Raw genomic sequence first — 22840 nt, 5'->3', positions numbered from 1 at the left:
TTGCAGAAAGAAAAGCCGGGAAGCGAACCTCCCGGCTTGATACATTACAGATGCTGAACGAGAAGTGCAGGCAGCTTGCTAGTTCCCCGCCGCCCGGGCGGCCTCGTAGGCTTCCACGAGCTTCTTCGTCACGTCGGCTGGCGCTTGCTCGTAGCCTTCCAGCGTGAGCGTGTAGGAGCCAGAGCCGCGGGTCATGGAGCGCAGATCCTTCGTGTAGTTGATGACCTCGGCGTAGGGCGCGCGCATCTTGATGATGGTCTCGCCGGCCGCAAAACCCGCGTCGGTGCCCACGATGCGGCCGCGGCGCGTGGAGATGTCGCCCATGATGGTGCCGGCGTACTCCTCGCCCACGGTCACTTCCATGGTGGCCCAGGGCTCCAAGATGATGGGGCCGGCGTTCTCGCAGCAGGCGCGGAAGCCGATGCGGGCCGCGGTCTTGAAGGCCATCTCGTTGGAGTCGACGGAATGATACGAGCCGTCGAACACCGTGCACTTGATGTCCACCATGGGGTACCCCGCGAGGAAACCCTCTTCCATGGCCTCGCGCACGCCCTTGTCCACAGCCGGAATAAGGCCATTGGGAATGGCGCCGCCCTTGATCTCGTCCACGAACTCGTAGCCCTCGCCGGGGATGGGGGCCAACCTCAGCCAGCAGTCGCCGAACTGGCCGGCGCCGCCGGTCTGCTTCTTGTGACGGCCCTGGGCCTCGGCCTGCTTGGTGATGGTCTCGCGGTAGGGAATGCGCACGGGCACGAGCTTCGCCTCCACGCCGGACTGCTCCTTCAGGCGGGAGAGCAGCATATCCACCTGGGCCTCGCCCATGGCGTGGATGATGGTCTGGTGCGTGTCCTCGTCACGGGTGATGCGCAGCGTGGGATCGGCCTCGGCGGCACGGGCGAGGAAGGTGCCGAGCTTGTCCTCTTCCTTCTTCGACACGGCCTCGATGGCCACGGGGTACAAAGGCTCGGGCAAAGGCAGAGGCTCGATGGCGATGGTGCCCTCGCAGGAGAGCGTGTCGCCCGCGCGCACATCGGAGAGCTTCGGCACGACCACGATGTCGCCGGCCTTGGCGCTCTTCACGTCCACGGCCTCTTTGCCCATCATGACCTGGATCTTGCCGAGACGCTCCTTCTTGCCGGTGCGCCCGCAGACGAGCTCGAGCCCCGGCTCCAGGTAACCGGAGATGACCTTCAGGAACGTGAGGCGCCCGACGAACGGGTCGGACACCGTCTTGAAGGCGAAGGCGCAGGGGGGCTTCGTCTCGTCGATGCGCACCGTCACGTCGTCGGCCATGCGGAAACGGCCATGGCTCTTCGGGTGCGGGAAATAGGTGCAGATGTCTTCCATAAGACCCTGAACACCCTGCATGATGATGGTGGAACCCACGAACACCGGGATGATGAGCTCCTGGGCGATAGCCTTGTCCAGCAGGCCTTCCAGCTCCTCTTGGGTGAGCTGCTCTTCGCCTTCGAGGTACTTCATCATAAGCTCGTCGTCGGCCTCGGCCACCAGATCGCACAGCTTGTCGCGGGCGATGCGCGCTTCTTCCTGGTACTTCGCCGGCAGCGTGTCCACCGCTTCCACGCGCTCGCCGCCGTCCTCGAAATAGCGGGCCTCCATGCGGATGATGTCGATGACGCCCTGGAACTCCTCGGCCTGGCCGATGGGGATGGTCACCGCGCCCAAGCGGCCGCCGAAGCGGGCGTGCAGCAGCGCCATGGCGGCGTCGAAGTTGGCGTTCTCGCGATCGATGTGGTTGATGTACACCGCGCGCGACAGACGCATGTCCTCGGCCTCGCGCCACAGCTTCGTCGTCATGACCTGGGGACCATCGACGGCGTCCACCACGAACAGGGCCATTTCGGCCGCCTGCATGGTGGCCAGCGTGTCGCCGATGAAGTCGGGGTGGCCGGAGGTGTCCAGCACGTTGATCTTGTAGTCCTTGTAGGGGATGGGGGCGATGGAGGTGGAAATGGTGAACTTGCGCTTGATTTCCTCGGGATCGTAGTCGAGGTACGACTTGCCGTCGTGCGTCGTACCCATGCGCGGCGTCTTGCCGGAAACGAAGAGCATGGCCTCGGCCAGCGAGGTCTTGCCGGCGCCATCCTGTCCCACAAGGACGATGTTTCTGACGTGTTCGGGAGCCGGAGCTGCCATGAGCGACCACCTGCCTTCCTAGTAGAGGGCGCCCGCACCCCTTGCGCGGGTCTAACCCGGGCGCGCTGCCCATCGGCCGCGCGCCTTCTCGCCAAACGCTACGCTGAATTCCCGTTGCCGCAAATGCCCACGACGGGGCTGCGCCAACTGATAGGTCCGCGACCCGCGAGCTCTTGGCTGGCAGGTCTGCGGCCTGCGAGCTCCTGGCACATCGCCAGCGAGCGGTCTTTCAGCGCCGACGAACGGCGTCTTTTCCGTGGCATCCATATTAGCAGAGGGCACCGCGTCCGCGGGGTACAGCGAGAAATTCGCGAGACGAAGTTCGTGCGCTTTTCTCAGGGGGAGCTTCTCAGGGTTTGATTCGCGAGTTGATCCGCGAGCCGATCCGCAAGCTGGTCCGCGAGCTGGCCCGAACGCCCCACCGCCGCCCCATGCGACTCCGCTACGGTTGGCGCGAGGAGCCAACCGGGACATTCTCGCGTCATTAATGCGGTTCGGAAAGAGTAATCTGCTCGAACGCGCGGAGCGCGGAGGGATCGTGCCAGCAACCCCTCACCACCATACGGCTTCATCATCGATTGGAAAAGGACGGCCAATGTCGAAACTGATACTATGGGGCTTAAGCGCCCTCGACTTCTATCAACACGGCGATTTCGCCTCTCTCCCCACCCTGTGGCTCGATATCGCCCACCAGGAGGACATCGCCCCCAACGCTGCCGCCGTTCAGTACCTAGAGGATAGGCTCCCTTGGCTGAGCAAGCCTTTTCATGTCATCGTTCCCTCGCGTCAACAAAAGCGCAATCTCAAAGACGCGCGCTGCCATGTTGCAGAGGAGTCCCTTTGGCAAAATTGCTATTTGCGTATCGAGCAAGGGCTTTTTGCTCCTTCCCCCGAGATCGCTTTTCTCCAAAGCAACTGGAGTCGCGATCTTGCCGAAGTGATCTTCAAAGGAAGCGCCCTTTGCGGCACCTACGGTCTAACACCCCCTTTCGACACCGTCTTTAATCGTCCCGCGCTTACTTCATCCGAGCGCATTCGAGAAGCTCTTTTAGCCCATCGGGACATACGAGGCTGCGCCATGACGAGACGCGCCGCTCCTTGGATTCTCAATAACGCTGCCTCGCCGAGAGAAGCAGCCCTCGCTCTTCTCATGACGCTCCCCAACCATCTCGGCGGCTACCACTTTGCCCGACCGACACTGAACTACTCCATCGAGCTCACCAGCCTCGCTCGCCCGCTCTCCCGAAAAGAGTACTATGTCGCGGACGTTTGCTGGCCCGCCCAAAGGCTCGTTCTCGAGTACGACAGCGACGAGCGGCACCTTACGTCCGAACAGCTGCAGGAAGACGCCGTTAAACGCATGGCGCTGCAGGCCATGAACTACCGGATTATCACCGTGGGACGACTACAGCTCAATTCGGTTAGCGAAACAAGGAAAATCGCACTCTCGGTTGCCCGCATACTTGGCAAACCGATCCGATTTCGCATAGGCGACTTCGATGCAAAGCACAAACACCTGCGAGCAGCCATGGGGCTCCCCTGCTGGCAATAATGAGCACCGCCAGCCGTAGCCCGAGAACGATTTTTGTCAGACGTCCCTCCTCGTTCTGACATTTTTGCCGGTCTGGCTGCGGGTTGCCGGGGAGAGGTTTGAAGGAACAAAGCTGTGAACTGGTACTTTTCTTGCTGCGACTTTGTTTTTCATGGTTAACACCGCAGCCCGAGGGGCCAAAATGTCGCACCTTTCAGAACCATGCGACAAAAAGGCGCCCCGGGCTGCGGATCGAAGGCCGATGCGCCGTTCGCTCCAAACCTAGATGGCAAAATGAGGCCTCAGGCTGTGGCGCGAAAGGCAGTCGGAGACGGAGCGCCGCGTCCCCCGATGACGCAGCGCGGACGGAGCAGCTGGGCCACCCCAAGTTAGAGCTCGCTGATGATGCGGGCGGTGCGGGCGGCGCACTCGGCCTTGGCGCGCTCGATGTCGATGGTGGGCCATTCGGCGTTCGTGACGGCATGCTGAATACAGCCACGAGCGGTGCCAGCGGAGGTGGCACCGGGGACGCCAGCGGAGGCGGCACCAGAGGCATCGGCGGAGGCAGCACCGGAGGCGCCGGCGGAAACAGCCACGGCGGAGGTGGCGCGATAGATCACCTCGCCATCGCACATTGTGAGCACCACATCGGCCCCGTCGCCCGCATAGACCAGGTTGTAAACCGGATCGGGCGCCGGGCACCACGACGGGCCCGTAATGTCCAGCACGCACAGGTCAGCACGGGCGCCTTCCGCCACCACACCGCAATCCTCGCGGCCCTGAGAAAGCGCGCCGGTGCGCGTCGCCGCCGCCAGCGCCTGCTGGGGCGTGACCGCCGTCGGATCAAGCGTCGCGCCCTTGTAGATAAGCGCCTGCAAGTACATGTCGTGGAACAGGTTGTGGTTGTTGTTCGACGCCATGCCATCGGAGCCCAGGCACACGGGAATGCCGCGGCGCAGCATCTCGGGAATGGGCGCGAAACCGCTGCCGAGCTTCATGTTGGAAGCCGGGTTGTTGGCGACGAACACGCCATGAGCTTGCAGAATATCCAGATCGGCCTCATCGACCCACACGCAATGGGCCGCCGTCACGGGCACGTCGAACAGCCCCAGGCTGTCGAAGTAGGCCACCGGCGACATTCCGCCATGGCGCTCGCGGCACTCGCGCACTTCCTTCTCGGTCTCAGACAGGTGGATATGCAGGCGTAAGTCGGTGCCGCGCACGATGTCCAGGATGTCGCGGCAGACCGTCTCGGTGGACAGATACTCGGAATGGATGTTGTAATCGATGCGGATGCGCCCGTCGGCCGCCCCGTGCCAGTCGCGCACGAGGGCCTCCATCTGAGCGCAGATGGGGTACTCCGCGTAGGGCTTCTCCTCGAAGGCCACCAGTCCCTCGCACATGTTGGCCTTCATGCCGGCCTCGAGCACCGCACGGGCACGCTCCTCGGTCGCGTAGTACATGTCCGAAAAGCTGACCACGCCGAAGCGCGCCATCTCGGCACAGGCGAGCACCGTGCCCCAATAGCAATCCTCGGCGGTCATTTTGGCCTCGAAGGGGAAGCACTTCTCCTCGAGCCAACGCTGCAGCGGCAAGTTCTCGGCGTAACCGCGCAGAAGCGTCATGGGGGCATGGGCATGGGCGTTGTAGAGCGCGGGCACGAGCAGACGTCCCGTGCCATCGTAAGTCTCGCCGAAGGTGGCAGCTTCATCGGGTGCGGGAGGCACCGAGCCAATATAGGCGATACGGCCGTCGCGCACTCCTACCCATTGGTGGTGCTTGATAGCAAAGTCGGCGTCGAGAAGATCGATATCGCAGAAGAGCATGGAAGGCCTTTCGAAGAGAGTGGAACGTGGCTCTAGGGAAGAAGCATAACGCATTTCGCGGACGAGAACGGTTTTCGCGGCGGCTCCTCCACAAATGGACACGGCGCCTTTGGCTGCTTTCGAATGCCGCCGGCAGAGAGCGAACCCTTCGTCGGCAAAGCTCGCTGCTGGCTGCGCGGCCGAGAGTGCGTCCTCGGGGGAATTCCCTCTTGAGGCATCATGCGCTGCCACGAAAAAGGACCCGTGCCTGAGCGCGGGTCCTTGGGAAACGCCTGGGTTGTCGAGAGCAGCTTACTGCTGGGTACCCTCGGCGCCCTCGGCGGCCTGATCGGCAGCGGCCTGGTCGGCAGCAGCGTCAGCACCGGCCTGGTCGGCAGCCGTCTGGTCAGCAGCGGCCTCATCGGCGGCCTGATCGGCAGCAGCAGCGTCGCCGGCCTCATCGGCGGCAGCGGCATCAGCGCCAGCCTCGCCAGCAGCGGCCTCGTCGGCGGCCGCATCGGCAGCGGCGGCGTCGGCAGCGGCCTGATCCTCGGCGGACATGGTCTCGTCGGAAGGCTGCTCAGTGCCCTCGGTGGCGGCAGCGTCGCCCTCGGCGTTCTGGGCAGCAGCCTCCTCGTAGGGAGCAAGGTCGATGTCGTAGGGCAGGCCCTCGGGCATCGGGTTAACGGTGATCTCGGCGTTGTTGCGATACTCCTCGAACCAGGTGGAGAAGTTCTGGGAGGCGTTGCTCTGCTCCATGTAGGTCAGATACTCCTGGAACTCGGTCGGCAGCTGGTCAACCGACGTGATACCGCCCTCGGGAACCTCGTAGACATCGGTCACCTTGATGATGTGGTAACCGTACTCGCTCTTCACGGGAGCAGCAACGATCTGATCCTTCTCAAGGCCGGCCAGAGCGTCCTGGTACTCGGTGACGAAGGTGCTCAGCGCGTCCCAGCCCACATCGCCGCCGTTAGCAGCGGAGCCGGTGTCGGTGGAATACTGGGAGGCGGCATCCTCGAAGGAGATCTCGCCGGCGTTGATCTGATCGAGCAGCTCCTGGGCGCGGGCGGCCAGAGCGGCGTCGTCCTCGCCTTCCTCGGCGGTCAGCAGGATGTGGCTCGAGCGCTTAGCGCCGTTGAACTGCTCGCTCATGGCCTGGGCCTGGGCGAGCGTAGCGTCGTCGCCCTCAGCCTCGGTATCCTGGGCAGCCACGGCCTCGGCGAGCTTCGTCTGAAGCAGATTCGGGCGAATGACGTCCTCGATGTAGGACTCCTCGGTCATGCTGGACGCCTCGAGAGCCTCCTGGAAGGCCTCATCGGACTCGAACATCGCCTTGGTCTCATCCAGGGCAGCGTCGATGTCGGCCTGCTCGACCGTCACGTTGTACTCTTTGGCAGCCTGGTCGTAGAGATCCTGGTTGACGTAGTAGTCAATGACCTCTTCGCGCACGGACTCGGGGGTGTAGCCGTTGGCGACCATCCACTCGCCCCACGCCTCATCGGACTCCAGCGAGCTGGAGGTGCGGAAGTTGGCGATGTAGTCGGTGACCGTCTGCTCCATAATTTCCTGGCCGTTGACCGTGGCAGCCACTGCGCCGCCGCCGGCGCCATTACCGCCGCAGCCCACGAGACCGGCGCCGAGAGCGACGCAGAGCGAAACCGCTCCCACGCTCTTCAGAGCAGAGCTCTTGAACGAGGCAAATTTCATGTGTCCTCAACCTTTCATGACATTGCGTCAGCCCTATTGCCGGCGCAGGCTCATCGAGCGCGCTCCCACTCCCTCCGCGGGACTCCCGCCCTTCCTTCATGAGCGCTAACTGAATGTTGCAACCCTAGCGTAACGTTCTTTAACGTTTCGTAAGGTCAGGGAGCTATTATTTCAATGCGCGCGCACCGTATAAAGCGAATTACTTAGTCCACACACGGTGTCAACAATAATCGCACATACCTGTAAAGTTCCTGAAAGGATTCCTTAAAACCTGAGGTGAAGGGTCATTTTCCAGGTGCCTGCCGGAACCGCAGTATCAACAAAAAAACGACCGCCCGAAGGCGGTCGTAGAACATGTGGTGGAGCCTAGTATAACTAAGGCGAACACGGTTATAAGCCTTGAAACCTGTTATTTGCAGATTAACCGCAATTGGTTTGCGGTCATAGGCAACCTGCAAAATACCAGATAGACGGCTTGCGTATTTGCCCTGTAACGCACGAAAACGGGGCACCCCTTATCAGGGTGCCCCGTTTGAACGTCAGATTTTGAGCCGTTGACCCGGATAGATGATATTCGGGTTCGTGATGCCGTTTTTGGCGGCAATCTTCTGATAGGTCGTGCCGAACTTAGCCGCAATGCCTGAAAGCGTGTCACCAGATTTGACGGTGTACGTCTGGCCGCTTTCAACGTTGCCGTTGATAATCGCCATGACTTCATCATAGCGGTGCGCCAAGATCGCTTTTCGCTCTGAACCGTTGCGATAATCGCCCGCCCACGTCTCTTTCGCCAAGGTTTCAGCCGAAGCGCTGCAAATGTGGTTGACGATCTTTTGCACCTCGTCATAGCGTGAGCCAAGCGCCTTGCGCCGGTCATCGTCCTTGCCGTATTCGTCGCGGAACACCCCGGCCACAAGGTCTAGCGCGTCCATGTTCTCAACGCCGGTTGCTGGCGCGGTCGGCGTTGGCGCTGGCTGCGCCGCGCCGCCGACGGCTGCGAACTGCTGCCATTTCGCAGCGTCCATATAGGCTTTGTTTAAGTCAAGGTTGCCGCCCCATCCGTCCAAGCGCCCGCAACTAGAGTATTGGCGAATGTCACATGAATATGCGCCCTCGTTCCATGGGTTGCTTTGAAGCCCGGTCGTGTTGTTGTTGGCGTATTGCGCAACCCACGTGCCGCAACCGTGCTTCTTGGCAATGTCCCAAGGGAAGACGCTTTGGCTTGCGTAGATCAAAGGTGTTACGCCGGTGAGCGCCTTTACCTTCGCAACCAGCGAATCAAGATAGCCGGTGTTGCCCCATGCGGCATTGTCGCCCTGCTCCCAATCAAGCACAATAAGCGCTTTGCCAAGGTAGCCTTTAATGCTGTTGGCGAAGTGCTGCGCTTCCGCGTCAACGCCAGCGCCGTTAACGTAGTGGTAAACGCCAACCAGAAGCCCGCGTTTCATCGCCTGTTGCATTTGCCGGTCACAATCCGGCGAAACGTAGCTTGCGCCCTGCGTCGCTTTGCAGATCGCAAAATCAATGGCAAGGGCATCAAGGTTGATACCCTTCTGCCAATTGCTAATGTCAATGCCCTGTAGTGCCATAGAAACCACCTTCCAAGCATACGAAATAGAAAAGTTTTGCCGTTTGAAGTTCTTCAAGTGTCCATGGCCGCGCGGAATTGACGGGGCTTGCCGGGTCGCGAACCCACCACATACCGTTTTCATCGTGCCGCCAGATCGTTATAACGTGGCTGCTGTATTCGGTATCGCCGAACGCACCGCGCACGCCCGCGAAGCAGACCGCGCCAGCGTCAACCTTGGCAAGCGCTGATTGCAAGCTGTAAATCTTGCCTGTGTGCGTGATGCCGTATGGCTCATAGGTCGCGGCAATCCACTGCGCGAACTTCTCCATGTCGTTTACACCGTCAGTCAGACACGCGGTGCCAACAGCGCCCGCAACGGTAAGCGGCGTAACGTCCTGTGTCGTTATGTACTTGATAGCCATTGCGGCGCAGACAAGCCCGCACCCGCTGTCACCGATGGTGCCGCCCGCGTATCCGATATGTGACCACTGCACATCATCTTGAAGGTAGAGCGGCATATAAGTGCCCGCCGGTATAGGCTTGTACGCGGGTTCATCAACCGCAAAAACGATTTCGGGCGCTGATGCTTCGCGCGGCTGGTCGCTTGCGTAGGCAACCATGAGCGCGAAGCAGACAACTATAGCCATGAGCGCCCCGCACGCAAACGCCAGAATCTCGCGCCACGTCCGTTTACTCGCTTCCATGGGTGGCTTTCTTGGGTTCGGTGTAGGTCATCGCCTGTGCGCTGTCGCCCAAACCCTCGGTGGTTGGGTCAACCACCACGCCAAGGATTACCAGCACGGCAAACAGCGCATCAACGGCGGCAACTACGCGGCCTTGCAGTTCCGACAAGTCGAAATTGAAGCCGAAAATAGCGGCCACCATCTGCACAAGCAGGAACAGTGCAGGGATTAGCGTCATCCAAAACAGCTTGTTCTTTGCACGTGCAAGAAAGTTGATTTTCAGATCGTTCATAATGTCCCCCTTAGTCGATTATTAGATAAGGCTTTAGTGCCTTAATCTCGTTCATGTAGCGTTCACCAGTGCCATTGCCGCCTAGAAGCTTGTATGCTTCGTATTCCTCTAGCAGTTCGTCATAGGTCGAAATGCTCATTTTCTTGCCGTCTATGACGTACTTTTGATAGGCGGTTTTGATATGCTCTCGCGCTGATGCTTTGTCGATAATCAGCCGCGCCCGCTGGTACTTGGTCAGGTTCTTAACCTGCGCGATAAGGAAGCCTATAACGCCGCTGGCCAGCAGCCCAACGATTGACGTTATAAGCTGTTCGGTGGCGGCGCTAATCATTAGTCCACCACCTGCCAAAGCGTTTCAGTGCCAGCCGCCCCCGGCTCCCAAACGTTGTTGTCAACAAGCGATTGCCACTTGTTGCCGCCGTGGGTTACCACTGCGCCGGTTGGGTAGCCGTTCGTTGCGTCCGGCTGCTCCCATGCGGGCACGTCCGTTGCGTCCGGGCTGTCGGCTGCGGCAAGGTTACGCGCCCAAAGGCTCGGCGCTGCTGCCGGTGTCCAGCCCGCTTGCGACGTGTGCGGCTGCAAGCACACATAGAGCGTGCCGCCATGCTCCACGCGCTCACCGGCGGTGTAATAGTGGCCGTCGCCCGTCCACTGGTCGTAGAGCGCCGGGGCAATCTCTGCCACGTCATCGGACAATGACGGCGCTTGTGACTTGTAAATTGCGATGATGCCGCGCAATGCGGCTTCCTCTTCGGCTGTGAATGCCATGTTTTGCCCCCTAACAATAGGAAAGCCCGCACAATGGCGGGCTTGGCTTGCTGTTGGTGTGTTTGTGCTGCTATCCGAAAAGCCGGGTAAACAGCGCATCCATGTTCGCGACGGTTCGCCGCGCGTCAAGGCGCATCATCGAACCGCGCCAAGATTGGTAGCTTTGCAACGCCTGATCGCGGGTCATCTCGCCGCGCTCCACGAACGCTGCAAGCTTTTTCAGCTTGCGCCGCTCCCGCGTTACGGCGGAACGGCACGGGCGCACAATGACTTTGCCAGTCTCGCCATAGTTGAACCTCTTCTTTAGGAACGTGAAACCGCGTGTCAGCTTCACGATGCGGGTTTTCTTCTCGTTAACGACAATGCCCAGCTTCGCGCACTCGCGCCGAATGTCGGCAAGCACGCCGCGCAAGTCTGCCTTGTCAAGGGCGATGCAATAAAGGTCATCCATGTAGCGCCCACTTGCCAGCACGCAGGGCGTGCGCAGCAACATATGGTCTACGGGGCTTGGAAGTGCCACGGCTAGTATCTGGTTCGGCTCGCTGCCAAGCCCAAGGCCACGTGTGCCGTGGGAATCAACTTGCGCGTACATAAGCGCCTTGATTCGCTCGTCATCTAGCGCCCTGTCAATTAGCCGCTTGGTGGCCGCGTGGTCGATGTTCCCGAAGAAGTTAGAGAAATCGACAAGCAGCACGTAACCTTCTGCGCCGTGCTTCTGGTAGTGCCTTGCAAGCTGCTGTTTCAGGCGCGATATGGCAAAGTCAGTTCCGCGCCCCTTGATGTTGGCGGTGCAACCCGGCGCGAGCGTCGGCCAGATCGCCGGTGCCAGCGCGTGGCGGTTAAGCGCCTTATGCACGACGCGTTCAGAGTAATGCACGGACGTGATATGCCGAAGCTTGCCCCGCTCGAATATGTCAAACTCAACGAAGCCGCGCCGAATGTCCCTGCCCGCCATCAAGTCGGCGTGCGTCCTTAGAACGTTCGGAATGATGTTTGCAAGGTAGCGTTGAACGGCAGACTTCCACGCCACGCCGTGGGCGCAGTCGCGGGCGCACCTGTAAAGGTTGTCAATGTCGGCCACCTCTTCAAGCGTGCATGATTCAATGCGCTTGGCGCGGTTCGCCGCCCGCTTGGCATCGCGGCGGGCACGCCTTGCCGCCCGCCGCTCTTCGGATTTCATGGGCACCCCGCACGGCTTGCAATCGGCATCCAATAGCCGCTTAGGCACCGGCAATGAAACGCAAGCGAATGCCGAAACCTGCGTCATGCAAGCAGCGGTCTGCGGTACCTGCGGGGTGCATATTTACGGCCACATGGCCGAACGTTGCACCTTCCTTCCTCTTGCGCACGGATTGCGGACGTGTCCGCAATGACTGGCAGTGCAAAGGAATCACGGGCGCGGGCGAATGCTCCCATTCGTCGCCGAATTGTTGTTGGCATTGCCGTTGCTGTTGACATTGCACACGTTGGAAGCCGAACCGCCCATGACGGAACGCAGCCACCAAGTAACGTGCTAAACAAGGTGCAACGCGACGCTATTTTACCGCTGTCCAATGAGTTTCACACCCTTTCTTGCGCCCTTTATAAGCTTCGCCGCCGTTTCCACATCTTCGGCGACGCGCACGCACCGGCTTACCTTGATGATGCCAAGATCAATAAGGCATTGCAGGTCTTGCAATAGCTGTTCGCAGTCGGCAACGGCAAGCGTCATGTAATGCCGCCGCTGCGTTACGTTGTGTTCGGTGTTGGGGTAGAACGCGTTTGCGGTCACAAGGTTGTTTACAAGGCTTCTTGCCGTCTCTGCCATCGGCACGGCCAAAACGAAGCGGTAAGACTTCGGCATTGCCGCCGAAGTCACAAGCGCCGTTATCTCCTTGCGCACCCTCGTTGCGGTGGTGAAATACTCGAAGTTGCTTAAATCCCTGTAGCGCTCCAGTACGGTACTCATTAGCTTGCCTTTCCAGTGCGCCCGCGCAAGGCGGGCGCGGGCATAGCGTCATGCAACGGCTTGTCAGCCTATGAGGAAGCACGGGCGCGGGCGAATGCTCCCATACGTCGCCGAATAGTAGTCGGCAGTGCCGTTGCCGGAGACAACGCACACGTAGGAAGCCGAACCGCCCATGACGGAACGCAGCCACCAAGTAACGCGCGTGCCCATGATGCGGCTTGCCGTGCTGTCGAACAGCGGAAAATGGCAGTCCATGCCCACCGAATAGCCCTTTGAACCCCACACGGCGCACCCGTAAACTTCCATTTCTGACAATGACCACACTTTACCAAGGTCAGCCCAGCCCCAGCCGCTCGCTTCGGTCAGCGCGGAAGAGCCGTAGCGCTGTTCACACAATGAACGGTGGTTGATTAGCACATTGCGAAGCGCTGCCGGAAGGGCTGGCAAATAGTCGTTGATTTCCCAGCCGTGAAGGTGGCTGGCAAGATAGGGTTCTTTGACGGTGGCGTTTCCGTTGTTGGTGGCCGTGGTGTTCCACATGATATAGCTAGTGTTGGTGGCCTTGCTGCCGCTCACCAGCACCGGCGCGGCGGGCACGAAAGCAAGGTGGTGCGGCATCGCCGCATCTGAACACTGGTAATACGGATCTACCGCAGCAAGAAGGTAACGCACCGTCTGCGCTGGCACGTTTGAGCCAGCAGCTACGGGCACGTCCATGTAATCGCCGATGCGCAAGCCCGAAAAGTCCGCAGCTTGCACGCGCGAATGAAGCCACGCGTAAATATCGCCCTTCGCCGCAATCTCCGTTGCGAACGTGTCAGCAAGCGAGCGCCCCGGATACTGCCCGATGCTCTTTTGCCGGTCGAACTCTTCAAGAACGGTGGCGTTGCTCGCCACCTCGCGTGCGAAATCGTCTTTGTTAAGGCACGTTTGGCCGTTAACGTCAAAACCGCGTACATTCGGCATGGTTTCCACTCTCCTAAACTAGGGTGATTGTCTCTATATCGCCGTCAAAGGACGCACCGTTGATGCTTAGCAGTTCTTCGGTGATCGTGGCGGCGCGGCTGCTCGGCACGTAACAGATTTCATCAATGACTATGTAGCTGTCCGTTGCTTCCGCAAGCGCCCGCGCAAGCACGGCGTTGTCCGCCTTGACCTTCTCCAACTCTTCGCTAGACGCGCCGCCGCCCGAACCCGTGCCGCTTCCGCCGCCGCCCGAACCGATTATGCTTAGCGCCCGTTTGGTCGCGTCGCGGGCATCCTCGGCGGCTGTAATCGCGTCCGCTGCCGCAATGTCCGCCTTGCTCGCCGAAGCATCGGCCTTTGATGCCGCTTCGTTGGCGCTCTTCGTCGCCTTTTCCGCGTCGGCTATGGCGCTGTCCACGCGGTCGGCTGCGTTGTTTGCGCGTTGCGCTGCCGTGTTCGCTGCGCCCGCCGCGTCGTTAGCGGCGCTGGCCGCGCTCGTGGCGGCGCTGGCCGCGTTGTTTGCGCTGGTGGTCGCCGTGCGTGCGGCGCTTGCCGCGCTGTTCGCTGCCGCAGCGGCGTTGTTGGCCGCTGTCGCCGCGCTGCTGGCGCTGCTCACTGCCGTTTCTACGCGGGCGGCTGCTTTGTTCGCCGCGTCTGCCGCCGTGTTGGCGGCTCCCGCCGCCGTGTTGGCCGCGCTGACTGCTGCGTTTCCGCGCGAAATGAGGTTGTCTATAGCGTCATCCCAGTTCTGCGCGGGCTGCTGCCCCTCGGTGACGCACCGCAGAATCTCGACGGCGAAGCGCTCCGTTGAGTAGCGCACGCCGTCTTTCTCGAACGCGAAATAGGCTTCGTCGGTGTAACCGGCCACGCTGCAAAGCTTGTTTTCGTCAACCGTCACCGTTGCGGCGTTGCCCGAAATGGCGGCAACGGCGCGGTAGTAGTGGCGCTTGTCGGGCAACAGCACTTCAAGGTAGGCCGTGAACCCCGTTAGCGCCGCTTCCGCGCCGCCGTCGTAGATTAGCGCCTTGATTGTGGTTCCGTGCTTGTCGCCCTGACCGACGCGGACAAGGCCAGCGCCCAAGCCGTCCTTGCTAAGGTCTAGTTCAAGCGTGTGCGTGTTCATCGGCTCTCACCCGCCTTGGTGATCTCGCGCAGGGCGGCAAGCTTCGCGCTGAACGTCTCTACCGGGTCGCGCACCTGCGCCGGTGGGTCATCGTCTGCCGCCGCGAGCGCCGCCGCTTCGGGAAGCATGAGCGTTTGCAGCGCGTCGAACACGTCAACCACTGCTTGCATTCGCTCGTCAACATAGACGGGCTGCACAAGCTGCAAAGAACCTTCGGTGCCCTTTTGCGGCTTGACTTCCGAAACATCCGCAATGCGCCTGTTGCCGTGGGCATCGACGGCCACGAACACCACGCCTTGCGATGCAGCCGCATTGAGCAATGCGGGGTCAAACTCTGTCACTTGCGCTTCGGTGTTGCTCAACGGGTCGTGAGCCATGTAGATAACTGTTTCGCCCATATCGTCCCCCTTATCCTGTTCCAACCGTGCCGTATGTGGTGCATAGCCCGTCAATATGCGAAATCTTGAAAGTTCCGTAATGCCAGCCAACGCAACCGTTGCCGTTGTCGTGCAGTTCGGAAATGATGGGCTGTGAAATGGTGCCTGTCTGGCATATAGTCGCAACCGTGCTTATGTCGCTGCTCGCCGCCACCGATATTTGCGGGCTTGAAATCCTCGTGCCGTGCTGTGCTTGAAGCTGCAAGCCTTGGTACAGTTCGCCGGTCTGCACGTTTCGGAAGTGAGCCGAGAAGTCAATAACGCCGATCTGCACGCCGTTTTCGCTTCCCCGAATCTCCCCGGAAATCAGTTGCAGCAGGTTAGACGCAAGGCCGCATGAGAACTGGCCGTTTGCGGTGATGTTGTTTGCTTTCATGTAATTTGTGGTCAACGTCCCGTTGGTCAAATCCCACGTGTTGCGCCCCCTGTCATCGGTCAGCAGCCCCGCGCGTATGCGGTCGGCTCGCATCGTTCCGGCGTTGATGCAATCGGCGGTCACGCTCGCGCCCGTTATGAACGTCTTCCAGTTCCATTGCCCGCTGCTCGTAAGGCTCGAAGCAAGGCGGATGCCGCGCCCGGAAATGTTCACGCACCACATACCCGACACGCTTTTGAGCGGCAAGCCGGTTTCGGGGTTCAAGGGCACGTTGCTGTACAAGCTGCCAAGTTCAAAGGTTTCAACCTTGTAGGTTCCAACCGAATTGAACTGATCGTTAAGCGCGTCTTGAAGCTGCACCAGCCAGCTAACCGACGTGCCCGCCACCGCGTCATAGGTCGCCGCCGCGCGGCTGCTGTTCTTTAGGGTCTGGCTCACGCTCTGCCACATATCGGCCATGCTGTTTACAAGGTTGCCGAAAGTAACGGTAGCGTCGCCGCCCAGCAAGTCGCGTTCGATCTGCGACACGCGCCCGGTAAGCCTTATGCCCTCTTCGGTAAAGCCCTTGTCGATTATCGCCACGCGGTCACCAACCGCCGCGCCTTCCCAGCTTCGCCCGAACGCGTACAGGTCAAGCACGCTCGCTTCATAGCTAACCTTCGGTTCGCTGACCTCTGCAAGGTACGCTTTCGTTTCCTTTAGAAGCTGCGCGGCATCCTCGCACTGCTCGTTCACGTAGCTTGTGCAAGCTGGCAGAGCGGTGCCGCTGGCGTTCGGATGCCCCCAAATCTTCGTTGCGGCGGCATCCTCGACGTAGGCTTTGCCGCCGTTGATTGATTCAAAGGTCAGCCGTCTGCCGTAAGCCCCCGAATCCGTCTCAACGCCCTTGCCGTAGCCGTAGACGCGCGTTTTCGGGTTGTCAGCCGCCACCGTGCGCGTGATGGTCTTAATGTCCTTCGTCCACGTGAAGCGCTTAGGGCTTGACTGGTTGCCGCGCAGCTTGCGCACGCCGACTTGGCGCGAAACCACCGAAGAACCATTGGTTGTAATGGTGGTTTCCAACTCGCCGCCCCACGCTTCCAAAATCTCGGCTATGGATTCGCGGGCGCTCTGGTGGTAGAGAACGACGCTTGCGCTTGCGGTCACGTCGCACGCGCCCACCGCCCAGCGCGTGCCGGTAAGCACGCGGGCAAGCGCCGTTGCAACCTGCCCCGACGGCCTTACATCGTCCGTCCAATCGTCCCAAAGTTCGGCGATTGAGTTAACGCCCGTGAACTCGGTTTGCAAGGTTCCGTCTTCGCCGTGGGTTCGGCTCGCATCGTCAACAATGTGTTCATGGGTCTTGCCCTGCGCGTCAACCCAAACGATATAGTCACCCTTGTTCACGTCATCGGAACACGTCACCTTGATTTCGTCGGTGCCGTCCAGCGCTTCGGTGTGCGTCGCCGCCGTAACGTCCAGCCGCCCAAGGTTCACGCCCCAGCGCGAAAAGCGCGTGAAGCCAACTTTTCTGATTAAAGCCATCTTTCCCGCCATTCCAGCACCGCGCTGCCGCCGCTTAGTTGCAGGGTCGTGCGGCCATTGATCGTGAAGAAATCCGAATCAAGCGTGACGGCGGCGGCTTGGCTGTTGACGGTCGCCCGCTCTAGCGCCATGTCAACGCGCACGGTGCTTGTGCTTGTGACGCTCGACGCAAGCTTTACTTGCTCGCCCGTGTCAACGTTCCTGATATACCAAGCCGCGCTTGAAGACGGCTTAGCGGTGATTGCCAGATGCGCGGGGCGGTTGCCGCCCGCGTTCACCGTGAACGTTCCCGCCTTGACCTCAACGCGGCGCTTGTTGCCGTAATAGAACGGATCGCCAACATGGAACGTCACCGTTGTGCTTGGGCAAGCGTCCGTGATCTCGCCAAGGTCTGTTGACCCGCTCACGATTGCCAGAAGGTAGCGCGTGGGGTCATCGGGAAGCACCAGCGGCGCGGGTTCGTCGGTGCATAGCAGTTCCGCCAGTGCGTGGCGAACCGCCGCCGCGTCCCGCCTGTCATCGCTTCTTAGCCAAATGTCAACCGGCAGATCATAGCCCCCGAAGTAGGCCGATTTGAACAACTCGCCGTGGCGGCCTGAAACGCTCTCGAAGTTCGCGTTTACAGGTGCCATGATAGGCCGGTTGACCTTGCAGCTTACAAGGGCGCTTAGGTCGTGCCCGTTGAATATAACGCGGTCGGTCTGCGCCCGCTTCATCTTACGTTGCAACGCTCACACCCCTTTGCTTTAGCTTGCTTGCAATCCCAAGGCCGATTTGCTGGCCTGTCTGGTACGCGTCCGCATTGCCCGCAACCGTCGCGTTGACCTCGACGCTGACGGCGATTTGCTGCGCGGGCTGTCCGCCGTTGAACGCGTTGTTAACCGCGCGTTCGATGAAGTCCCATAGCTGCTTTTCAGGCGCCACGTACTCGCCGCCCGCTTCGCCAACGCCGATGATCGAAGCTTTGTCGAAGTAGCCGCCGCGTGCGTACCAGTCAACGGACACGCTAGGCAGCTTGATTGGGCCAACGTCATTCCAAGAAACGTTGAAGTGCGGCATCTTGATTTTCGGCAACTCAATCTTGATGCCGCCGAAGATGCTCATAATCTTGCCCGGTATGTCCTTTATGAAGTTCCACGCGTTTTCAATGGGGTTCTTCATGAAGTCTCGAACGCTATTGAACACGCCGTTTACCTTCTCGCCCAAGCCCGGAAAGCCCAGCTTGTTGCCTATGGCATCGGCGACGCGCACGGCGTTTTGCTGCGCGTTGTCCATCTTCTGGCTGATGTTGTCCTTGATCGCGTTAAAGGCGTTGGCGGCTTCGGCCTTGGCGGTTGACCAGTCGCCGGAAAGGGCGGCTTGCAGGGCGCTGCCCGCGCTGCTGCCCACCTGCTTTGCCGTGTTCATGTCGGCTTGCACGGTGGAAGCAATTCCGCCGAAGTACGTTTGCGTGGCGGTCTGTAGGGTGTTCCACTTGTCGGAAACCCAATCAGCCGCGCCCTGTGCCTTTTCGGAAACGGTGCTTTTGATGTTCTCCCAAGCGTTGCTTGCGTCCTGCTTGAAGCCTTCCCATTTGCTCGCAACATCGCTTTTGAACTGCTCAACGCCGCTTGTAACGTCGTTCCAAACGCCGCCCCAGAACTCACCGGCACCGCTAAGGAAGTCACAAACGCCCTGCCACTTCTCCGAAATCCAGCCGGTGAAGTCAGCCCACATCTGCTTGCCCGTCTCGGTCTGCGTGAAGAACCACGTAAGACCGGCCACCGCCGCGCTTACCGCTGCGATGCCAAGGCCGATAGGGTTAGCGGTGATAAGGCCGGTTAGGCTCTTCCATCCGCCGCCAAGACCGCCGAACTTCCCGCCCAGCCCGTCGGCCTTTCCGCCAAGGTCAACGAAGCCGCCCGCAATGCTCTTGATCGCGCCGCCGATGGGCGCGGCGCTCTGCATGAACTTGCCAACGGCGGTAGTAACCCCGCCGAACGCCAGCACGCCTAGCCCAAGGTTCTTGACTAGTTCTTGCTGCTCCGGCGACAGCGATTTGAACCAATCCGAAGCGGCTTGAAGCGCCGGTGTCAGCTTGCCTAGAATCTCGCTGCCGATCTCGGTTACCATCTGCTTTACCGGCAAGGCCGCTTCGCCCATTTCGCGCATGGATGTTTCAAGTTCGTTTTGCGCGTCGCGGCTTGCCAACAAGTCTTTGTTGGTTTCCTGAAACGCCTTGCCAGCATCCCCGTAAACGCCCGCCAGCGCGTCCGTTACAAGGGTCGCGCGTTCCTGCTCGGTCTTGCACGCCGCCAGTGCTTCGTTAAAAGCGTCTTCCTTGGTCTGACCCTCTGCAATGGCCTTGTTGAAAGCTGCTTGTGCGGCAGAATTGCCGGAAAGGGCGTTGCTCCACTGCTCGGCGCTAGCCGTTGACCAGTTGAGCGCGTCGGCGAAACTGCCGGTTACCGCGCCGGTGTGCGCGGTTTCCTGCGCCGTTTCTGCCAAGTTCTCCAACGGCAGCGCGTCGCCGAATGTGGCATAGGCACCGGCTGCAATGTCAGTCCACTTCTTCAATTCCTCTTCGTCTTGCGTGAGCCTGATTAGGTTCTGGCTCGCTTCGGTGGCGGTGTCGCCGTCGCCCAAGATGCGGTAGAAGTTCGCATAGGTGGTCTGCGCTTGCTCAACGGTGCTTCCGGCGCTGGTGAAAGCGGTTTCAAGCTGGTTGTTCTTGGCTATGGCCTCTTCTTGGCTCTCCGCAAGGGCGGTCAGGCCGGTTGCCGCCGCCGTGATGCCGCCGGAAATAGCAAGCCCGCCGCGCTCAACGCCCTTGCCCGCCTTTTCCAGCTTGTCGGCGTTATCTTCGATGGTCTGGCCGAACTTGTATAGCTTGGTTTTCGACGCCTCGGCTTCGCGCGACGTTTCGGCAAGTTCCTTGCCGTACGATTCAAGCTGGTTTTCGCATTGCAAGATAGCGCGTTTAAGGCTGTCGTATTGCCGTTCCTCTTCGGCGGTCAGCCTAGCGCCGCTCTGCTGTTTCGCTTCAAGCTGCGCAAGCGCCTGTTTGTACGCGTCCAACTTCTGTTGCGTCTCGCCATAGGCGCTGTTTAGCGCCTTGACCTTCTGTTGCAGCAAGTCGGTATTGCCCGGATTGAACTTCAAGGACTTGTCAATTTCCTTCAAGTCCGCTTGGGTCTTCTTGGATTCGCTAGAAACCTTCTTCAAAGCCCCTTGAAGTTCGGTAGTGTCGCCGCCGAACTTGATAACAAGCCCTTTGTAGCTTACCGCCATGCCGGTTCACCTTCTTTCAATTCTCAAAGTGCATGAGCGCTTCAAACACCGCGCCCGCGCGGGTGCGGTGCCGTGAAACGTTCACTAGCCCCAAAATGCCGCTTCGGCCTTGCGTGCCTTTTCGTCGTCTTCGTAGTTGGCGACGGCATCGGCGTAGAACGCGTGAATCTCCAACAGGTCTTTGACCTGCCGGAAGCTAAGTTGCTGCAAATCGGTGATGGAAAGCCCGCATTGCTGGCAGTTGTACAGATAACGCGCGTCGCACGCGTCTGACAGGTTGCTAGGCAGTGGCGGCGCTGGCTGCTTCGGCGGGCGCGGCTTCCACTCCATCGGGCGTTGAAGGAAAAAAGTTATCCTCGACAATGCCCATCACGTCAGCCGCCCAACCGTCCCCCTTCTGTAGGTCGAACGCGGCGGGCGGAAGCGATTTCACCCACTTGTCAAAGCCAAGCCCCCAACGCGGCTTCGCGGTCTTGATGCACGCATAGGCGATTTCAAGAAGCGCCGTCATCGACGGCATACCGCAAGACTTCATCGTTTCAACGATCATGCCCACGTCTTCGTTAATGTCCTTGGGGCGCGTCGCGCCGTTGGGCTTCTCAACGCTGAACGTGCGCGAAAACACAATGGGCGTGAAGCCGTTGAAGGTGGCTTCAAACTCCATCCCGTCGCCGAAGTCGATAACCATTACTCGCCCCCGTTCTCGGCGGGCGTGCCGGTGTCTTCCGCTTCGGCCTTGCGCTCTAGCAGCCCGTCAGTTTTGACGGCATCGAAGAACGTTTCATAGTCAGGCAGACCCGTGAAGCTGTCATAGCCGCTCGTGCGGTCATCGGCTGTGCCGCCGGGGGGAACAACGGGCTTCCACGTAAAGGGATAGTCAAGCTGCGTGATCTCCGGCGTGTCGCTGTTGGTGGTGAGGGTCTGCGACGGCTTGGCAAGCTGGCACATCAGCAGACAGCGGCGGCGGCCTGTGACGTGTCCGGGCTGCTCGCACATGAAAGCGAACTTCTTTGGCTTCTTGTTGGCTTTCAGGTTGGTGCGTCCGTCTGCCGTGATCTCGTAGCCCACCAGATCAGCGATAAGCTGCCGAAGTTCCGGGGTGCCCTCGGTATCGTAGAAACTCATGGTGCCGCTGCCGCCGTTGTCTTGCTGCTCTTCCAACCAAACTTCGTTGTCCGCGTGGCTGGTGCCCGTCTCAACGCTCGGCTCCATGCCGATTTCAACGGTACCGGCAACATGCACCGGCTTTTCGTAGGTAAGCTTGTCTTCGTCAAGGACGATCGCGAAATGAGAATTGCGAACGCCGAAAAAACCATTGCGTGCCATTTTCAAGGCTCCTATCTACTCGGTTACGTTGACGGTGAACGACGCTTCAATGAGCCGTTCGCCGTCTAGGTGTGTTATTGCTTTCTCGAATGCGCAGCCGGACGCGTCCAGCGCGTCGGCAATCTTGCTTTCAAGGTCATATGAGCGCTGCGCGGTGTAAAGCAAGATTTCGTAGGGCATCCAACGCGCCCAAGCGGCATTGTCGGCATAGGCCGTTTCGCCAAAGCCCGCTTCAAGGCTCATGTAGGGCGGGGCGGGCTTGTCATCGTCTGAAAAGCCCTCGTTAGCCCAAGGGATGCCCAGACCGTCAAGCACGCCGCAAAGCTGGTCAAGCGTTATCACGTCGCATCACCGCCCGCCGCGAACTCGCGCCCCACCTCTTCGGCCACGGCTGCAATAACGCCGTCACCCGGCGCAACACCGTAGGTCTTGCCGGTCTGGTTCTTGACCTTGTGGCCTTTTTCAAGCAGGTGCGTTAGCTGGTATTGTTTGTTATGCACCGTCACTTCAACGCCCTGTTCCAAGCTTGCGTGGTCTACGGTGCTAGTCCAGCCCTTCGCGTACTTGCCGGAACGCTTGCGGCTCTCGGCTTTCAGGCGCTTCACTGCTTCTTTGCCAGCGGCGGCGGCTCTCTGCTCCAACACCGCTTCGTTTTCGCCTATGCAGTCGCGCATGGCGGCGGCAATCTCGCGTTCAATGTCGTTGCTAACCCTGCTCACGGTCGCCCACCCTCTCAACAAGCGTTAGCCGCACGTTGTCCGGCGAACGCTCCGCACGCTCAACGGCAAGCAACGCGCCGTTGAACTTCACCAGCGTTTCGCCGCGATAGGCGCACGCCCTCAACTCGATTACCGCTTGCGGCTTGATGCCCGCCGCGCTGGCGGCGTAGTAAGCTGCCGCGCTGATGCTGTAGACGTTGCAAGGAACGTCCCGGAACGCAAGCGAAGTGGACACAACGCCGCGCTTGTCGCGCGTCTGCGTCTCGGTGGCAAGCTGGCACGTGCCAGCCCACATACTCATTGCGCGCCCGCTTCTGGCTTGCCGCCATGCTCGGTGCTTCCGGCCATGCGGCAAAGCATTTCGCCGAATGAGCGCATGAGCCTGTCAGCGTCCGGGTTGTCCATGCCGAAGTTAGCCTTGACGTAGGTTTTCACGGCGACGCGCACGCTTGCGTCATCGTCGCTGTTGGCCTTAGCGTCGGAAACGCCGCCCGCAACCAGTGCGGAACGGGCGGCGCTCACAAGGTCGGCTATCTCTTCGTCATAGCCGGTGTAATCGGCAGGGATGCGCAGGGCGCTACGGCAAGCCGCCAGAAGGTCGGCTTTGTTTTCGTCTGCCATCGGTGGCACCCCCTTAG

Annotated in this window: 24 protein-coding genes; 1 reads left to right on the top strand and 23 read right to left on the bottom strand. The window is 60.3% G+C overall.

Features of this window, described 5'->3' with window-relative positions; genetic code table 11:
• Nucleotides 1-78: 78 nt before the first annotated feature.
• Nucleotides 79-2157: an elongation factor G gene (gene fusA / locus ACW4QM_RS08725; RefSeq protein WP_114548190.1), complete on the bottom strand. Its 2079-nt coding sequence runs from the start codon at nucleotides 2155-2157 to the stop codon at nucleotides 79-81.
• A 595-nt stretch (nucleotides 2158-2752) separates the two neighbouring features.
• On the opposite strand from fusA, the gene ACW4QM_RS08720 reads away from it, so the two are divergent.
• The gene (locus tag ACW4QM_RS08720; RefSeq protein ID WP_114548191.1) at nucleotides 2753-3709 is read left to right on the top strand and encodes a hypothetical protein; all 957 of its coding nucleotides are present in this window, start codon (nucleotides 2753-2755) and stop codon (nucleotides 3707-3709) included.
• Between the two features lie 368 nt (nucleotides 3710-4077).
• On the opposite strand, the gene ACW4QM_RS08715 is transcribed toward ACW4QM_RS08720, so the two are convergent.
• The 22 genes from ACW4QM_RS08715 to ACW4QM_RS08610 all read right to left on the bottom strand — a co-directional run bounded on the left by ACW4QM_RS08715 (nucleotide 4078) and on the right by ACW4QM_RS08610 (nucleotide 22823).
• Complete coding sequence (locus tag ACW4QM_RS08715; protein WP_114548192.1) at nucleotides 4078-5514, bottom strand: amidohydrolase; 1437 nt, start codon at nucleotides 5512-5514, stop codon at nucleotides 4078-4080.
• Between the two features lie 291 nt (nucleotides 5515-5805).
• Nucleotides 5806-7203 (bottom strand): peptidylprolyl isomerase, encoded by a 1398-nt coding sequence (locus tag ACW4QM_RS08710; RefSeq protein WP_114548193.1) that lies wholly within the window; start codon nucleotides 7201-7203, stop codon nucleotides 5806-5808.
• A gap of 539 nt (nucleotides 7204-7742) precedes the next feature.
• Entirely contained in the window at nucleotides 7743-8789 is a 1047-nt protein-coding gene (locus tag ACW4QM_RS08705) for a GH25 family lysozyme (RefSeq protein ID WP_151429638.1), read from the bottom strand.
• Entirely contained in the window at nucleotides 8770-9474 is a 705-nt protein-coding gene (locus tag ACW4QM_RS08700; RefSeq protein ID WP_455798373.1) for a C39 family peptidase, read from the bottom strand. Before ACW4QM_RS08700 ends, ACW4QM_RS08705 begins: the two co-directional genes overlap by 20 nt.
• Nucleotides 9461-9745, bottom strand: a complete 285-nt coding sequence (locus ACW4QM_RS08695; RefSeq protein ID WP_151429640.1) for a phage holin — start codon at nucleotides 9743-9745, stop codon at nucleotides 9461-9463. Before ACW4QM_RS08695 ends, ACW4QM_RS08700 begins: the two co-directional genes overlap by 14 nt.
• A gap of 10 nt (nucleotides 9746-9755) precedes the next feature.
• Entirely contained in the window at nucleotides 9756-10076 is a 321-nt protein-coding gene (locus ACW4QM_RS08690) for a hypothetical protein (protein WP_114538741.1), read from the bottom strand.
• Nucleotides 10076-10513: a carbohydrate-binding protein gene (locus ACW4QM_RS08685; RefSeq protein WP_455798372.1), complete on the bottom strand. Its 438-nt coding sequence runs from the start codon at nucleotides 10511-10513 to the stop codon at nucleotides 10076-10078. The genes ACW4QM_RS08690 and ACW4QM_RS08685 overlap by 1 nt, the downstream gene beginning before the upstream one ends.
• Before the next feature lie 70 nt (nucleotides 10514-10583).
• Nucleotides 10584-11693, bottom strand: coding sequence for an RNA-directed DNA polymerase (locus ACW4QM_RS08680; protein WP_455798371.1), 1110 nt, complete (start codon nucleotides 11691-11693; stop codon nucleotides 10584-10586).
• A gap of 210 nt (nucleotides 11694-11903) precedes the next feature.
• A complete protein-coding gene (locus ACW4QM_RS08675; RefSeq protein ID WP_366143068.1) occupies nucleotides 11904-12011 on the bottom strand; it encodes a hypothetical protein in 108 nt (35 codons plus the stop codon).
• A 42-nt stretch (nucleotides 12012-12053) separates the two neighbouring features.
• A complete protein-coding gene (locus ACW4QM_RS08670; protein WP_151429643.1) occupies nucleotides 12054-12461 on the bottom strand; it encodes a hypothetical protein in 408 nt (135 codons plus the stop codon).
• A 63-nt stretch (nucleotides 12462-12524) separates the two neighbouring features.
• On the bottom strand, nucleotides 12525-13427 hold the full coding sequence (locus tag ACW4QM_RS08665) for a DUF6273 domain-containing protein (RefSeq protein ID WP_455798370.1): 903 nt from the start codon (nucleotides 13425-13427) through the stop codon (nucleotides 12525-12527).
• Nucleotides 13428-13440: 13 nt separating this feature from the next.
• Complete coding sequence (locus ACW4QM_RS08660) at nucleotides 13441-14550, bottom strand: BppU family phage baseplate upper protein (RefSeq protein WP_455798369.1); 1110 nt, start codon at nucleotides 14548-14550, stop codon at nucleotides 13441-13443.
• Complete coding sequence (locus tag ACW4QM_RS08655) at nucleotides 14547-14948, bottom strand: hypothetical protein (protein WP_151429645.1); 402 nt, start codon at nucleotides 14946-14948, stop codon at nucleotides 14547-14549. The genes ACW4QM_RS08660 and ACW4QM_RS08655 overlap by 4 nt, the downstream gene beginning before the upstream one ends.
• A gap of 10 nt (nucleotides 14949-14958) precedes the next feature.
• Complete coding sequence (locus ACW4QM_RS08650; protein ID WP_455798368.1) at nucleotides 14959-16899, bottom strand: phage tail protein; 1941 nt, start codon at nucleotides 16897-16899, stop codon at nucleotides 14959-14961.
• Complete coding sequence (locus tag ACW4QM_RS08645) at nucleotides 16878-17615, bottom strand: distal tail protein Dit (protein ID WP_151429647.1); 738 nt, start codon at nucleotides 17613-17615, stop codon at nucleotides 16878-16880. Before ACW4QM_RS08645 ends, ACW4QM_RS08650 begins: the two co-directional genes overlap by 22 nt.
• Nucleotides 17605-20157, bottom strand: coding sequence for a hypothetical protein (locus ACW4QM_RS08640; protein WP_455798367.1), 2553 nt, complete (start codon nucleotides 20155-20157; stop codon nucleotides 17605-17607). The genes ACW4QM_RS08645 and ACW4QM_RS08640 overlap by 11 nt, the downstream gene beginning before the upstream one ends.
• A 280-nt stretch (nucleotides 20158-20437) precedes the next feature.
• Nucleotides 20438-20845, bottom strand: a complete 408-nt coding sequence (locus ACW4QM_RS08635; RefSeq protein WP_151429650.1) for a hypothetical protein — start codon at nucleotides 20843-20845, stop codon at nucleotides 20438-20440.
• Nucleotides 20845-21483, bottom strand: a complete 639-nt coding sequence (locus ACW4QM_RS08630) for a major tail protein (RefSeq protein WP_302404099.1) — start codon at nucleotides 21481-21483, stop codon at nucleotides 20845-20847. Before ACW4QM_RS08630 ends, ACW4QM_RS08635 begins: the two co-directional genes overlap by 1 nt.
• A 15-nt stretch (nucleotides 21484-21498) precedes the next feature.
• The gene (locus ACW4QM_RS08625) at nucleotides 21499-21825 is read right to left on the bottom strand and encodes a hypothetical protein (RefSeq protein ID WP_302404100.1); all 327 of its coding nucleotides are present in this window, start codon (nucleotides 21823-21825) and stop codon (nucleotides 21499-21501) included.
• Nucleotides 21822-22202, bottom strand: coding sequence for an HK97 gp10 family phage protein (locus tag ACW4QM_RS08620; RefSeq protein ID WP_151429567.1), 381 nt, complete (start codon nucleotides 22200-22202; stop codon nucleotides 21822-21824). Before ACW4QM_RS08620 ends, ACW4QM_RS08625 begins: the two co-directional genes overlap by 4 nt.
• Nucleotides 22189-22503 (bottom strand): hypothetical protein, encoded by a 315-nt coding sequence (locus ACW4QM_RS08615; RefSeq protein WP_147272658.1) that lies wholly within the window; start codon nucleotides 22501-22503, stop codon nucleotides 22189-22191. The genes ACW4QM_RS08620 and ACW4QM_RS08615 overlap by 14 nt, the downstream gene beginning before the upstream one ends.
• Nucleotides 22500-22823, bottom strand: coding sequence for a phage head-tail connector protein (locus ACW4QM_RS08610; protein ID WP_151429566.1), 324 nt, complete (start codon nucleotides 22821-22823; stop codon nucleotides 22500-22502). Before ACW4QM_RS08610 ends, ACW4QM_RS08615 begins: the two co-directional genes overlap by 4 nt.
• Between the last annotated feature and the right edge of the window lie 17 nt (nucleotides 22824-22840).

It is taken from the genome of Adlercreutzia sp. CNCM I-6207 (assembly GCF_977072305.1).
This window is presented reverse-complemented; position numbering and strand designations above follow the sequence as displayed.

Bases quoted from the DNA above. Each gene is read 5' to 3' on its own strand.
- fusA (WP_114548190.1), bottom strand. From the start codon at position 2,157: ATGGCAGCTCCGGCTCCCGAACACGTCAGAAACATCGTCCTTGTGGGA.
- ACW4QM_RS08720 (WP_114548191.1), top strand. From the start codon at position 2,753: ATGTCGAAACTGATACTATGGGGCTTAAGCGCCCTCGACTTCTATCAA.
- ACW4QM_RS08715 (WP_114548192.1), bottom strand. From the start codon at position 5,514: ATGCTCTTCTGCGATATCGATCTTCTCGACGCCGACTTTGCTATCAAG.
- ACW4QM_RS08710 (WP_114548193.1), bottom strand. From the start codon at position 7,203: ATGAAATTTGCCTCGTTCAAGAGCTCTGCTCTGAAGAGCGTGGGAGCG.
- ACW4QM_RS08705 (WP_151429638.1), bottom strand. From the start codon at position 8,789: ATGGCACTACAGGGCATTGACATTAGCAATTGGCAGAAGGGTATCAAC.
- ACW4QM_RS08700 (WP_455798373.1), bottom strand. From the start codon at position 9,474: ATGGAAGCGAGTAAACGGACGTGGCGCGAGATTCTGGCGTTTGCGTGC.
- ACW4QM_RS08695 (WP_151429640.1), bottom strand. From the start codon at position 9,745: ATGAACGATCTGAAAATCAACTTTCTTGCACGTGCAAAGAACAAGCTG.
- ACW4QM_RS08690 (WP_114538741.1), bottom strand. From the start codon at position 10,076: ATGATTAGCGCCGCCACCGAACAGCTTATAACGTCAATCGTTGGGCTG.
- ACW4QM_RS08685 (WP_455798372.1), bottom strand. From the start codon at position 10,513: ATGGCATTCACAGCCGAAGAGGAAGCCGCATTGCGCGGCATCATCGCA.
- ACW4QM_RS08680 (WP_455798371.1), bottom strand. From the start codon at position 11,693: ATGAAATCCGAAGAGCGGCGGGCGGCAAGGCGTGCCCGCCGCGATGCC.
- ACW4QM_RS08670 (WP_151429643.1), bottom strand. From the start codon at position 12,461: ATGAGTACCGTACTGGAGCGCTACAGGGATTTAAGCAACTTCGAGTAT.
- ACW4QM_RS08665 (WP_455798370.1), bottom strand. From the start codon at position 13,427: ATGCCGAATGTACGCGGTTTTGACGTTAACGGCCAAACGTGCCTTAAC.
- ACW4QM_RS08660 (WP_455798369.1), bottom strand. From the start codon at position 14,550: ATGAACACGCACACGCTTGAACTAGACCTTAGCAAGGACGGCTTGGGC.
- ACW4QM_RS08655 (WP_151429645.1), bottom strand. From the start codon at position 14,948: ATGGGCGAAACAGTTATCTACATGGCTCACGACCCGTTGAGCAACACC.
- ACW4QM_RS08650 (WP_455798368.1), bottom strand. From the start codon at position 16,899: ATGGCGGGAAAGATGGCTTTAATCAGAAAAGTTGGCTTCACGCGCTTT.
- ACW4QM_RS08640 (WP_455798367.1), bottom strand. From the start codon at position 20,157: ATGGCGGTAAGCTACAAAGGGCTTGTTATCAAGTTCGGCGGCGACACT.
- ACW4QM_RS08635 (WP_151429650.1), bottom strand. From the start codon at position 20,845: ATGGTTATCGACTTCGGCGACGGGATGGAGTTTGAAGCCACCTTCAAC.
- ACW4QM_RS08630 (WP_302404099.1), bottom strand. From the start codon at position 21,483: ATGGCACGCAATGGTTTTTTCGGCGTTCGCAATTCTCATTTCGCGATC.
- ACW4QM_RS08615 (WP_147272658.1), bottom strand. From the start codon at position 22,503: ATGAGTATGTGGGCTGGCACGTGCCAGCTTGCCACCGAGACGCAGACG.
- ACW4QM_RS08610 (WP_151429566.1), bottom strand. From the start codon at position 22,823: ATGGCAGACGAAAACAAAGCCGACCTTCTGGCGGCTTGCCGTAGCGCC.